The following is a 12,457-nucleotide window of genomic DNA, read 5'->3' as shown; positions in this document are numbered from 1 at the left end:
ATTACCTAAATTAAAATCATATGCGTGGCGTAAATAAGGTTATGCTAATTGGTAACTTGGGGAAAGACCCAGATATTCAGCAGTTGGAAGGAAATATTGGGGTGGCTAAATTTCCATTAGCAACAACAGAAACTTATAAAGATAGAACTGGCAAATTGGTTTCTCAAACTGAATGGCATACCATCGTATTATGGAGAGGGTTGGCAGACTTAGCAGAAAAATATTTACATAAGGGAAGCTTGATTTATATCGAAGGTAGATTAAGAACAAGGAGTTGGGAAGATAAAGATGGTCATAAAAAGTTCGCCACTGAGGTAGTAGCCGATAACTTAATTATGCTAGACAAAAGAGCTGATGGAACAGCTGGTCCTGGGTCAGGAGAACCAGATTATGAATCTCTTCCATTTTAATTGTTGCAGAAACGATATTTTTGCTCCTTAATCAAAACCCTTGGCTTTGGATTATTATCCTATAAACGATTTATTCTTTTCTATCAATTTATTAGCAGCATTGCAAGCACAAGGCACTACCATTTTGATAATGGTACTTACGCTTTTGTTTTTTCTATCTTTTGTTTTATCTGGAGCAGAAGTGGCTTTTTTTTCTTTGACACATAAAGACATCAATCTTTTAAGGTCAAAGCAGATACCGCCATATCAAAGAATAGTAGATTTATTGGAGGAACCTAAGTCATTTTTGGCTTCTTTATTAATTGCCAACAGCTTTGTTAATATCGCAATCATCATTGTTTCAAATTTACTCATTGATGATTTATTCAATTTTGAACAGTATGGTGCTGCTTGGATAGAGTTTATTATTAAAGTAATTGCAGTTTCATTCATGCTTGTTTTGTTTGGAGAAGTTATGCCCAAAGTTCTGGCTACTCAAAATAATATCCGTTTTGCAAAAGATTTTGGGGGTATTGTACAAGCAATGACTTACTTGTGTTCTGGTTTTGGTAAAAAATTAGTTAAATATTCAGATAAGTTAGAGCGAGTTCTAAATAATAAAAATGGTAACTCATATAGTTTAGAAGAACTAGATCATGCTATTGATATTACAACTGATAACACAGCTTCAGAGAATGAAAAAAATATTCTCAAAGGGATTGTAAAGTTTGGAAATATTACTGTGAAGCAAGTAATGAAGACTAGAGTAGATGTGCACGGAATTGAAGAAAAAATACCCTTTAATGAATTATTAGTGATTGTTAGCGAGTTGAATTATAGTCGACTTCCTATATATCGAGAAGGCTTAGATCATATCACAGGTATGATCCACACCAAAGATCTCTTACCTTATTTAGACGAGCCAAGTGATTTTAATTGGAAAGCATTAATTAGACCACCCTTTTTTGTTCATGAACAAAAAATGATTGAAGATTTATTGCAAGAGTTTCAATTGAAACGAATCCACTTTGCAGTGGTAGTTGATGAGTTTGGTGGTACAAGTGGAATCATCACATTAGAAGATATTTTAGAAGAAGTGATTGGTGAAATTAAGGATGAGTTTGATGAAGAGGATACGGGCTACAAAAAAATTGATGAATACAATTATATTTTTGAGGGTAAAATCATGATTAATGACGTCTGTAAAATCATGAATATTGAAGCAAGTACTTTTGATGAACAGAGAGGAGAGAGTGACTCATTGGCTGGGTTGGTACTAGAGATTGCTGGAGAAATTCCGCAGGTAAACCAAGTCATTGCTACTAATGAATTTGATTTTACTGTTCTAGAGGTAACTAAGAATAGGATATTAAAAGTAAAGTTGACTATTAAAGCAGGACGAGATGAATAAGTTGTTAATTTCTAGTTTATTTTGTGTGATTTACTGCTTTTTTGCTTGTAATAGTCCATATACTCCTAAGCCAACTGGATATTTCAAAATTGATTTTCCTGAAAAAAAGTACCAGCTTTTTCAAGCCCCTGGTTATCCTTACAGTTTTGAATATCCAGTGTACGCCACAATAACTAAAGACAGTTCATTTTTTGGAGAAACAACAGAAAACCCATGGTGGATTAATATAGATTTTCCACAGTTTAGTGGTAGGATTTATGTTAGTTATAAGCAAATAGGTGCGAAAAACAATTTTGATACTTTAATTAAACATGCGTTTACTTTAACTGGTAAGCATACTTCAAAAGCGTATTCAATCGATGACTCTTTAGTGTTAAATCCATATAATGTGGAGGGTATTTTCTTTAGAGTAGGAGGAAATGTGGCTACTGCCAATCAGTTTTTTCTAACAGATTCTACCAGGCATTTTTTAAGAGGTGCGCTATATTTTGATGCAACACCCAATGAAGACTCGTTAAACATTGTAAACCAGTTTCTAATTGAGGATGTTAAACACCTTATTAATAGTTTTACTTGGCGTAAGCAGCTTTAGCATAATCGGAGTACCTTTAAAAATAAGATTGTATACATGATAGCAATAGACCATATTCTCATAAGTGATGAAGTAGTAGAAGAGCATTTTGTTTGTGATCTTACTAAGTGCAAAGGTGGATGTTGTGAAGATGGAGATGCTGGTGCTCCAATGGAAAAATGGGAACTAGAAAAATTAGACCAATATTTTCAGCAAATTCTGCCGTATATGACAGAAGAAGGCAAGGCAGAAGTTGAGCGGGTGGGCAAATACACATATGATCGAGAATTTGGTTGGGTAACCCCAACTATAAATGGAGGCATTTGTGCTTATGGCAAAAAAGATGCAACAGGAACAATTATCTGTGGAATTGAACAAGCGTATAATGATGGTAAACTAGATTGGAAAAAGCCCTTGAGTTGTCATTTATTTCCAATTCTGATAAGGAAAAGTAAAAGAGACCCTGATGTAGAATATGTTAACTACCATCCGAGAGAAGATTTGTGTAAGCCTGGATGCAAGTTGGGGAATAAACTAAAAGTGCCCGTGTATGTTTTCTTAAAAGACGCATTGATCAGAAAGTACGGGGAAGAATTTTATGATACATTGGCTGCTACTGCTGCCGAAATGAAAAAGAACAAAAATGAGTAATACTGCTGCAACCTTTATAGCCAAGAGTACCATTAAAGCTGCCGACTTAGAGCATAGAAGAAAAATCAACTTCAATATTGGAAAGTATAATGCAGTAGTTCCAATTGGTAAAAAACAGTTTACCAATGTAATGCAGGCAAGGGAAATAGCAAAGAATAAAAAGTGGGAAGCCATTGAACATTTAGATCAATACTTAATTCAGTTTGAAGAAAAAATTAGCGCAAGAGGAGCAAAGGTTTTATGGGCAGAAACAGCAGAAGAAGCTTTATCTCAAATAGGAGCTATTTGTAAAGAAAAGCAATGCAAAACGCTTGTAAAAAGCAAGAGCATGGTTACCGAAGAAATTCATTTGAATAGTTATCTAGAGAAAAATGGAATAGAGAGCGTTGAAACCGATTTGGGAGAATATATCCAACAGTTAGATGGAGAAGCGCCATACCATATTGTAACTCCAGCAATGCATAAAAGCAAAGAAGACGTAGCACGTTTATTTGCAGATAAATTAGGCGTTCCGGGAGGACTGAGTCCGGAAGAACTCACATTAGTAGCTAGGAAAAAGCTAAGAGAAAAATATGTACAGGCAGAAATAGGTGTAACTGGCGCAAACTTTATTTTGCCTGATATTGGGGCAATCGCAATAACTGAAAATGAAGGCAATGGAAGATTGAGTTGCGCCTGGCCTAAAACCCATATAGTAATCGTAGGAATAGAGAAAGTAATTCCTTCTGTGCACGATTTGGCTTTGTTTTGGCCCCTACTTTCTACTTATGGCACCGGACAGAAGGTAACAGTATACAACACCATTATTTCAGGGCCAAGGCAGGCTAACGAAACAGATGGTCCTGAAGAAATGATTGTTATTTTGCTAGACAATGGAAGGACCAATTTACTAGCTAATAAAACAGCAAGAGAAGCATTGTATTGCATAAGATGCGGAGCTTGTTTAAATGCTTGTCCTGTTTATAAAAACATTGGCGGCCACGCTTATGATACAACCTATAGTGGTCCAATTGGAAAGGTCATTACTCCTTATTTAAAAGGATTAGATGAATACAAACACTTAAGCTACGCATCTTCTTTATGCGGTAATTGCACAGAAGTTTGCCCCGTGAGAATCAATTTACATGAGCTATTATTAGATAACAGACACGAAGCTGTTGTACAAGGTAATAGTAGTTTAGCAGAGCGAATTGCTTGGAAGGTTTGGAAAACGGCCAGCATGAATAGAACATTGATGAATGCAGGGAATGGTAAAATGAAAAACTGGGTGGTGAATAAAGTATTTCAAGGTTGGACTGCACATAGATCAGAATTAGATTTTAGCACCAAAACCTTTAATGAATTATGGAAAGAAGCCAATAAGGAATAAAATGTATGCTGGCATCTAATATCTTATTAATCTATACTGACCAGCAATCAAGTCGCTTAACTTATATAATCAATACCCTATTTCAAGGGGAAGCTACTATTACCAGTAACTTGATATATTTTAATACTTTTACTGGGCAACGCATCAATTATTCTTCAACTGAAATTACAGGTGTTACTTGTCATATTTACCCACATGGTATTTTAATTGAAAATGATATTAAGCCTCAAAAAATCAACATTTTTGAGTGGAAAAATAAGCCTGCTTTTTTTCAAACAGATGGCAGTATTCCTTTTGATTTGTTTGCTGCGGCTTTTTATTTAATTACTCGTTATGAGGAATGGCTTCCTCATGAAACAGATGAACTTAGCCGGTATAAACCGGAGCAATCTTTAGCATATCAAAATGATTTCTTACAATTTCCGTTAATCAATTTTTGGTTATCAAAATTGAAAGAAGAACTGAACATGGAAATTAAATATCAGTTTTCTTTTAGACCTAGTTTTGATATTGATATTGCGTATAGCTATCTGCATCATAGCAGCATCAGAAATATATTGGGTTACTTTAAGGATTTGCTGAATTTTAAATTTACTCAGTTGGCAGAACGTTTACAAGTCTTAGCTGGCGTTCAAAGAGACCCCTATGATATTTATGACTGGCTTCATTTACTCCACGAAAGTTTAGAATTGAAGCCATTATATTTTTTCTTGGTTGCTTCAAATAGAAATTCATTGCATAAAAATATTTCACCTGGAACAGTAGCTATGCAAGCCTTGATGATAGCGCATTCAAAAAAGTATACTGTAGGTTTACATCCATCTGTTGTTCAAAAGAATACTGAGCAAACTTTACAGAAAGAAAAAAAATTATTAGAAAATATCATAGAACAACCTGTTAAGCATTCTAGACAACATTATATTCACTTGAAATTCCCTGAAACCTACAAAGCCCTTGTAGATTCAGGTATTGAAGCTGATTACTCAATGGGTTATCCACAAATAAATGGTTTTAGGGCTTCCTATACAAAACCCTTTAACTGGTTTAATTTAGCTACTAATCTTCCGACTTCATTAATGGTTTATCCATTTTGTTATATGGATGCTACAGCCATTTTTCACGAGAAAAAAACGGTTCTAGAAGCCGCTAAAATACTAGATGAATTTTACTCATTACACCAACAATATGGGGGTGTTTTTATTCCAATTTTTCACAATAATTTTTTAACGAAGCAGCCTGCATTTATAGACTGGAGAAATTTGTATGCCGATTTTTTATTGAAGCACTGCACAAGATGAATTGCAAAAGGATAACTTGATTAAACCCTATATTGTGTCTGTATTCAATTTAGGCTTTTGAATCAATTTTGGTTTGTTGTTGAGCTTTTTGTTTTTTCAAACTTTGGTTAACCATATAAACCCCAATTATCGTAATTGTAGATCCAATAATAATTTCCTTGGTAAGTGGCTCATGTACCAAATAAGAGCCAATAACAATAGCTACAATTGGGTTTATATAAGCATATAATGCAGCAACAGATGCTTCTAAATGCTTCATGGTATACAAGAATGCAACTACAGCAATCAAAGAACCCATCACAACTAAATAGGTAATTGCATACCAGGTTTGTGCTGGAAATTGCGAAAATGGAATCAAGTTGTTGGTTACACCTGCTGTCATGAATAATATTAGGGAAGCAAAAATCATTTCCCATCCAATGGCATAATAGGGATTTATATTGATTTGCTTTCTTGCTATAATGATGGTGCCAACACTCCAGCTAAGCATTGCAATAACAGAAACGAAAATACCTATCCAGTAGTTAGGGCTTTGATTATGAAATGCATTATCGTAAAACACTATAGCAATACCACTAATGCCCAAGAGAATTCCAATAAAAGTAAACAACCCAATTCGAGTATTCTTAAAAAGTATTTTTTCTATAATCACAACACTTAACGGATAAAGAGCTGCAATTAGAGCAGCCAATCCACTTGAAATATATTTAACACCCACGGTAGCCAATCCATTCGCAAATACAAATAAAAGCACCGACATGCCCGCCAGCCAAACCATTTGCTTTAAAGTGGGAAGCTTTTCTCCTTTTAATAAAAAGAAACCTGCAAATAAAGTACCAGCAATTAATTGTCTAGTGGCAGATACTTGTAAAGCAGGTGCATTTTGAACTGCATACCTGCTAGCAACCCAACTGGTACCCCATACAATACTGGTTACGGAGAGTGCTAAATAAGCTTTCTGTTTAGTGGTCAATACAATTAGTGTTTAAAATGTCTAGTGCCAGTCATCACCATGGCTAATTGGTTATTAACGCAATATTCTACACTGTCTTTATCTCTAACAGATCCTCCTGGTTGAATAAAGGCTTCCATGCCTGCTGCGTGTGCTATTTGAACGCAATCATTAAATGGAAAGAATGCATCTGAAGCCAATACTGCTCCTTTTAATTCAAAATTGAATTGCTTGGCTTTTTCAATAGACTGACGCAATGAATCAATTCTACTTGTTTGGCCACAACCTTTACCTACTAATTGTAAATCTTTCACCAATGCAATCGCATTGCTCTTTAAATGTTTACAAATGATATTGGCGAAAGCAAGGTTTTCTTTTTCTGATTCAGTACAAACTCTTCCACCTACTTCTTCCCATTTTTCAAAGTTGCCATTATCTGTATCTTGGATAAGTGTGCCATTCAAAATCGATTTCTGCATGGCTGTAGTTGTATAGTCTTTTTGATTCAGCTGTAATAAAATTCTATTCTTCTTACTTTTTAAAATAGTTAAAGCAGCTTCATCAAATGAAGGTGCAACTAGTACTTCAAAGAAAATTTCGTTAATAGCTTCTGCTGTTGCTGCATCAATGGTATTATTACAAACTAGTACGCCGCCAAAAGCACTTTCAGGATCGCCGGCCAATGCTGCATCCCAAGCTGCTTTAACAGTATTTCTTGCAGCAACTCCGCAAACATTGGTATGCTTAATGATAGCAAATACTGCTTCGTTGTAATTACTAAAATCAGTAATTAACTGAATAGCAGCATCAACGTCTACTAAATTATTATAAGAGAGTTCTTTTCCGTTTAGTTGTGTAAATACTTTAGTTAAGTCACCCTTAAAGCTGGCTTTTTGGTGTGGGTTTTCTCCATATCGTAACACCTGTTCTGCTCCTGGATTAAAATAATTGCTGATGGCAATATCATAATGCATCACTACTTCGAAAGCTTTTGCTGCAAAAGACTTTCTCTGTTCAATGGTTGTTTCTCCTTTTTGACTAATCAATAAAGCTTCTAATTCTGCATAGCTATCTTTTGCTGCAATTACGGTCACGTCTTTAAAATTCTTTGCAGCAGCACGAATCATGGAAGGTCCACCAATATCAATTTTTTCGATAATCAACTTTTCTTCGTTGGTGCTTTTAAGGGTCTCCTCAAATGGATACAGATCTACAATAACTAAATCTATTTCTGGAATTTTATATTCCATCATCTCCTGCAAATCTTGCGGCTCATATCTTCTACCTAAAATGCCTCCAAACACTACTGGATGTAAAGTTTTAACCCTGCCACCTAAGATGGATGGGTAAGTAGTTAAACTTTCCACTGGCACACAGTTGATTCCTAGATTTTCTAAAAATGTTTGGGTACCCCCAGTGGAATAAATGGTAATACCTAAAGATTGTAATTGACGTGCAATAGGTTCTAGACCATCTTTGTAAAAAACTGAAATCAGTGCAGAATTAATTTTTTTTTGCATAAGTTTTGCTTTCAGCCCTAGGGCAGTTTAATGGGGCAAAAGTTAGAGATTGAACTCAAAAGCACCCTGCTCGGGTACTGAATGATGGCGCAAATGTAAGCGCTCTGCCTCTTTTTTCCATAGTTGTATTTTCCACAAAGGGTTACTACTGTCAAATACTAAGACAACTTTGGGGTAAAGAGCTGCTATAGTTGATAATGGAAGGGTTTTAACACCAGATACTACAATCAAATCAACTTTTGGAACCATATATAAGTCTCGGAATAATAGTCTAGGTTGGAGGAGTAAAACAGTTTTATTGGGTCCTATAATTATGGGTTCTTTAATATAGGTTTTTGTGCTATTTAATCGCTCACTCGCTCTATAAAGTGTTCGAGTGGGTATTAAGTAGTTATTTTTCAGTAGTACATTTTGTTCGATGATAGGGTGCCCAATATACCAATGCCTCAATCCTTCAAAAACATCTATGGCTGTAAATTTAGGAGCGTGATAAATTATCAGTTTTTGTTGCTTTTGATAAAAAATAATCTCTAATGAGCGGATGGCGATAAAAGTAACCAAACCAACACAGGCAATCCACCATGAAATCATTTTCTTTTCTATTATAAAATGAATCAATGCTAGAATGAATAGGTATAAACAGATAACTTGAAATAAGGATATTTGAATATAATTAGTAAGCGCAAAGGGAAGGTTTGCGCTATTTTGGATAAAGTCATTTAATGCTAAAATCAACCATTCTGTTAATGCTCCTAATGGCTTTGCAATAAAGCTAAATGGCGCAACTGCTAGTAACCCAATTAATAGGTAGAGGATAATCCCCGAAATTGGAACTGCAATAAAATTGGTGAATAAAAACAGATTAGGAAAGCTATTAAAATAATAGAGTAACAATGGAACTGTTAGTAATTGGGCTGAAATTGTTACGCTACATAATTGCCAACAATGGCTAAGTATTTTATTTTCTAGATAAATCCATTTTTCAATTGACTTCGAAAAAGCGATAATGCCAATTACTGCTGCATACGATAGTTGGAAACCAATATCCCATAAAAACAGCGGATTGAGTAATAGTAAGCAGAATGCAGATGCAGCAAGCGTATTCATAATCTGATTGGGCCTGTTAAGTTGCTCTCCAAGTATTAAAAAACTAAACATTACTGCTGCCCTTAAAACAGATGCCCCCGCTCCTGTTAGTAAAGTAAAACCCCATAAAATCAACAAGATGATTACCCTTTTGAACCATTGCATTTTTTTTAAACGATTTAATGGTTTAAATAGCCATAATAATAATGCGTAAATCATTCCAAGATGTAATCCACTGATCGCAATAATATGTATTACACCAGTAATGCTGTAAGCATTCATCAATTCTTTGTCTAAATTTTTCTTGTAACCGATAAGTAATGCCTCGGCTATGCTTCTCTCTCTAAACTGTTTTATATTTTTTTCTAAAGTATTTAGTACGAAGTTTTTTGCCTTATTTAAAATTGACTCTGATATAGGCAATTGGGTATTGTTGAGAATGTTGAAGTTGGATTCTGTTAAATAAACTTGGTAAAATATTTTTTGGGATGCTGCATATTCTTTAAAATTAAAACCACCCGGATTATTTGCATTTGAAATGGGGAGTGGTTTTTTCAATAATTGAATACGGGTTCCAGCTTTTAGTAAATTAATATTGATAGAAGGATTAAAATAAATCAACAAAACAGTCTCACCCATTGCAGCAGTAGCTTGGTAACTATTCGGCTTTTTGATGGGAGTTTCTAATAAAACTACCTTTGATTGAATTTGTATTTTTAAATTAGTTCTGAATTGGTATACCGCAATTCCTACGCAGATAAAAACCAATAAAATAGCTAATCCACTAATCCATTTTTTGTTATAATAAGCTTGAGTACTTAGTTGATCTGCAAAGAACCATACTGCAATGAATACACTCAAACATACGCCCAACAAAGATTCTGGGATATGTATATATTTACCCAATAGTATACCTACAATCAACGCAATGGTAATTCGGGTTAAAGTAAATTGCCACCAGCTTCTCTCTTTAAAAATAGTTGCCATGGAATAAACCTAAATAAAAAGGCTGCAGTTTTTTGCTGCAGCCTCAAAATCAGGTATTAATACCTTATCTACTCAGGTTCATACTACGCTCTTTATAAAGCGTTCTGAAATAAGGATCTCTTAGGTCTTTAATAAAGCGAATGGCTTCACCTGTGCTTTTCATTTCTGGCCCTAGTTCTTTGTTTACACCTGGGAATTTATCAAAACTAAATACAGGTTCTTTAATAGCGTAGCCTTCTAGTTTTTTCTCCATGGTAAACTCAGACAACTTAGCAGCACCCAACATTACTTTGGTAGCAATATTCAAATAAGGAATTTGATAGGCTTTCGCAATAAAAGGAGTGGTTCTAGAAGCACGAGGGTTAGCTTCAATTACATACACTTTACCATTCTTAATGGCAAACTGAATATTAATTAAACCCTTGATATTTAATGCACGCGCAATTTTCTCTGCATAAAATTCCATGGTTTCAATCACCAATGGCGTTAAATTAAATGCGGGCAAAACTGCATTACTGTCTCCACTGTGAATACCAGCAGGCTCAATATGTTCCATCACGCCCATGATATGGAATTCTTCTCCATCAAAAATGGCATCCACTTCTGCTTCTTGGCATCGGTCTAGGAAATGGTCAATTAAAATTTTATTGCCTGGAATATGTTTCAATAAACTAATAACCGCTTTCTCTACTTCTTCGTCGTTAATTACGATTCTCATACGCTGCCCGCCAATTACATAGCTAGGTCTAACCAAAACGGGGTAACCTACTTTGTTAGCCACTTCAATTGCTTCTTCCGCATTGTATGCAGTACCGTATTCAGGATAAGGTATGTTTAATTCTTTTAATAAGTCACTAAAACGACCCCTGTCTTCTGCAATATCCATGTTCTCAAACGAAGTACCTACAATTGGAATGCCTTTCTCGTGTAAGCGTTTTGCTAATTTTAAAGCAGTTTGACCGCCCAACTGAACAATGATTCCATCTGGCTGCTCTAATTCAATGATCTCCCATAAATGCTCCCAAAATACAGGCTCGAAATATAGTTTGTCTGCCATGTCAAAATCGGTAGAAACCGTTTCAGGATTACAATTCACCATAATGGATTCGTAACCACATTCTTTAATAGCTAATAGGCCATGTACGCAACAGTAATCAAACTCAATTCCTTGCCCAATACGGTTGGGGCCGCTACCTAAAACAATTATTTTTTTCTTTTTAGAAGGGATTGATTCGTTGGAGTTCAGTGTAGGGTTCATTTTTTACAAGAATTCTGCAAAATTAAGGGGTCTGAACTATTTTGGCTGTTTTTTTTTCCTATCGAATCTGCCCTCTAATTACTCCAGATGGTCGCATGGTTGAATGTACATTCACATATACTGCGTCATTTTTAACAGAATTAAGCACAGCGGTAGTAGGGGAAAAAATCTTGGTCACGCCAAAATCAGCAGCACTGCTACATAGGCCTAGAATAACACCACCGTTGGTTCCTGCGGCACCAGTATGAATATGAGCAGCACTTAAAGCATCGGTTGATTCTAAATTACTCACTGTTACTCTGCTGTATAATTTATTGTCGGCAGTGATGCGGATAAGTGCCATTCCTGTTGCAGTGGTTGTAACAGAAGGTACTTCATTGGCACCAGATAGGGCAATACTTGCAGCAAAATTCACTTCATTGAATAATTGTCCTCTTACAATTCCTGAAGCAACTTGTGATGAGTGGATGTTCAGGTACAGTTCTGCAGTACCTGCTTTCAAACTATCTATTAAAGAAGTTCTGATTCCTTTTACTGTTGCTTTTAATGAACTACCAGTAAATGAAGGCATCAAGTCTAATACTACTGGACCATTGGTTACTGGATCTCCGGCGTGGATATGCGCTAACGTTAGGTTATCTGTTGAAGCAAAACCAGTGATTGAACCCTCCACCATAATTGAATTATCGTTGTACACTTTTATCGTAGCCATACCTCTTTCCGTTCTTCCAGTTGGTTGTGGGTTTTCATTGGCAGCAGCCAGTGATACCATTATTTCCTTTACCAGCTGTGCTTCTGGAGCGGAATCATTTTTTTTACAAGAAGCAAACAAGGCTGTTGCCGCAATAATTGATACAAAAAGCTTAAAATTTTTCATAGTTTTTATTTTTACTTACGATGAATTATTCGCTTTGGTTTTCATCATTCATTTTAAATGCCAATTGTTTAATTTAAATTTGATGAAG

At 35.3% G+C, this 12,457-nt stretch carries 11 protein-coding genes; 6 read left to right on the top strand and 5 right to left on the bottom strand.

Annotation, left to right across the window (positions count from 1 at the left end; translation table 11 throughout):
• Nucleotides 1-20 precede the first annotated feature (20 nt).
• The 6 genes from ACTIEI_RS01745 to ACTIEI_RS01720 are packed head-to-tail and all read left to right on the top strand — an operon-like array spanning nt 21 to nt 5,689.
• On the top strand, nt 21-410 hold the full coding sequence (locus tag ACTIEI_RS01745; protein ID WP_439504553.1) for a single-stranded DNA-binding protein: 390 nt from the start codon (nt 21-23) through the stop codon (nt 408-410).
• A gap of 40 nt (nt 411-450) precedes the next feature.
• A complete protein-coding gene (gldE, locus tag ACTIEI_RS01740) occupies nt 451-1,800 on the top strand; it encodes a gliding motility-associated protein GldE (protein ID WP_439504552.1) in 1,350 nt (449 codons plus the stop codon).
• Nucleotides 1,793-2,392 carry a hypothetical protein gene (locus ACTIEI_RS01735; protein ID WP_439504551.1) on the top strand — a complete coding sequence of 200 codons (600 nt, stop codon included), beginning with the start codon at nt 1,793-1,795 and terminating at the stop codon, nt 2,390-2,392. Before gldE ends, ACTIEI_RS01735 begins: the two co-directional genes overlap by 8 nt.
• A 36-nt stretch (nt 2,393-2,428) precedes the next feature.
• Nucleotides 2,429-3,022, top strand: coding sequence for a DUF3109 family protein (locus ACTIEI_RS01730; protein ID WP_439504550.1), 594 nt, complete (start codon nt 2,429-2,431; stop codon nt 3,020-3,022).
• Nucleotides 3,015-4,391: a LutB/LldF family L-lactate oxidation iron-sulfur protein gene (locus ACTIEI_RS01725; protein ID WP_439504549.1), complete on the top strand. Its 1,377-nt coding sequence runs from the start codon at nt 3,015-3,017 to the stop codon at nt 4,389-4,391. The genes ACTIEI_RS01730 and ACTIEI_RS01725 overlap by 8 nt, the downstream gene beginning before the upstream one ends.
• Nucleotides 4,392-4,396: 5 nt before the next feature.
• Entirely contained in the window at nt 4,397-5,689 is a 1,293-nt protein-coding gene (locus tag ACTIEI_RS01720; protein WP_439504548.1) for a DUF7033 domain-containing protein, read from the top strand.
• 49 nt (nt 5,690-5,738) lie between these two features.
• On the opposite strand, the gene ACTIEI_RS01715 is transcribed toward ACTIEI_RS01720, so the two are convergent.
• From ACTIEI_RS01715 to ACTIEI_RS01695, 5 genes are all read right to left on the bottom strand, one after another.
• Nucleotides 5,739-6,662 carry a DMT family transporter gene (locus ACTIEI_RS01715; RefSeq protein ID WP_439504547.1) on the bottom strand — a complete coding sequence of 308 codons (924 nt, stop codon included), beginning with the start codon at nt 6,660-6,662 and terminating at the stop codon, nt 5,739-5,741.
• A gap of 5 nt (nt 6,663-6,667) precedes the next feature.
• Nucleotides 6,668-8,161: a bifunctional phosphoribosylaminoimidazolecarboxamide formyltransferase/IMP cyclohydrolase gene (gene purH / locus ACTIEI_RS01710; RefSeq protein ID WP_439504546.1), complete on the bottom strand. Its 1,494-nt coding sequence runs from the start codon at nt 8,159-8,161 to the stop codon at nt 6,668-6,670.
• A gap of 42 nt (nt 8,162-8,203) precedes the next feature.
• On the bottom strand, nt 8,204-10,234 hold the full coding sequence (locus ACTIEI_RS01705; protein WP_439504545.1) for a ComEC/Rec2 family competence protein: 2,031 nt from the start codon (nt 10,232-10,234) through the stop codon (nt 8,204-8,206).
• A 64-nt stretch (nt 10,235-10,298) separates the two neighbouring features.
• Nucleotides 10,299-11,492: an ATP-binding protein gene (locus ACTIEI_RS01700; protein ID WP_305538721.1), complete on the bottom strand. Its 1,194-nt coding sequence runs from the start codon at nt 11,490-11,492 to the stop codon at nt 10,299-10,301.
• Nucleotides 11,493-11,550: 58 nt separating this feature from the next.
• Nucleotides 11,551-12,369 carry a CHRD domain-containing protein gene (locus ACTIEI_RS01695; protein ID WP_439504544.1) on the bottom strand — a complete coding sequence of 273 codons (819 nt, stop codon included), beginning with the start codon at nt 12,367-12,369 and terminating at the stop codon, nt 11,551-11,553.
• Nucleotides 12,370-12,457: the final 88 nt, after the last annotated feature.

The sequence above is a fragment of the Sediminibacterium sp. genome (assembly GCF_051860225.1).
In the GTDB taxonomy this organism is placed as follows: domain Bacteria; phylum Bacteroidota; class Bacteroidia; order Chitinophagales; family Chitinophagaceae; genus Sediminibacterium.
This window is presented reverse-complemented; position numbering and strand designations above follow the sequence as displayed.

Excerpts from the sequence above, each read along its gene's own strand:
- ACTIEI_RS01705 (WP_439504545.1), bottom strand. The coding sequence starts at position 10,234 with ATGGCAACTATTTTTAAAGAGAGAAGCTGGTGGCAATTTACTTTAACC.
- ACTIEI_RS01725 (WP_439504549.1), top strand. The coding sequence starts at position 3,015 with ATGAGTAATACTGCTGCAACCTTTATAGCCAAGAGTACCATTAAAGCT.
- ACTIEI_RS01735 (WP_439504551.1), top strand. The coding sequence starts at position 1,793 with ATGAATAAGTTGTTAATTTCTAGTTTATTTTGTGTGATTTACTGCTTT.
- purH (WP_439504546.1), bottom strand. The coding sequence starts at position 8,161 with ATGCAAAAAAAAATTAATTCTGCACTGATTTCAGTTTTTTACAAAGAT.
- ACTIEI_RS01730 (WP_439504550.1), top strand. The coding sequence starts at position 2,429 with ATGATAGCAATAGACCATATTCTCATAAGTGATGAAGTAGTAGAAGAG.
- ACTIEI_RS01720 (WP_439504548.1), top strand. The coding sequence starts at position 4,397 with ATGCTGGCATCTAATATCTTATTAATCTATACTGACCAGCAATCAAGT.
- ACTIEI_RS01695 (WP_439504544.1), bottom strand. The coding sequence starts at position 12,369 with ATGAAAAATTTTAAGCTTTTTGTATCAATTATTGCGGCAACAGCCTTG.
- ACTIEI_RS01745 (WP_439504553.1), top strand. The coding sequence starts at position 21 with ATGCGTGGCGTAAATAAGGTTATGCTAATTGGTAACTTGGGGAAAGAC.
- ACTIEI_RS01700 (WP_305538721.1), bottom strand. The coding sequence starts at position 11,492 with ATGAACCCTACACTGAACTCCAACGAATCAATCCCTTCTAAAAAGAAA.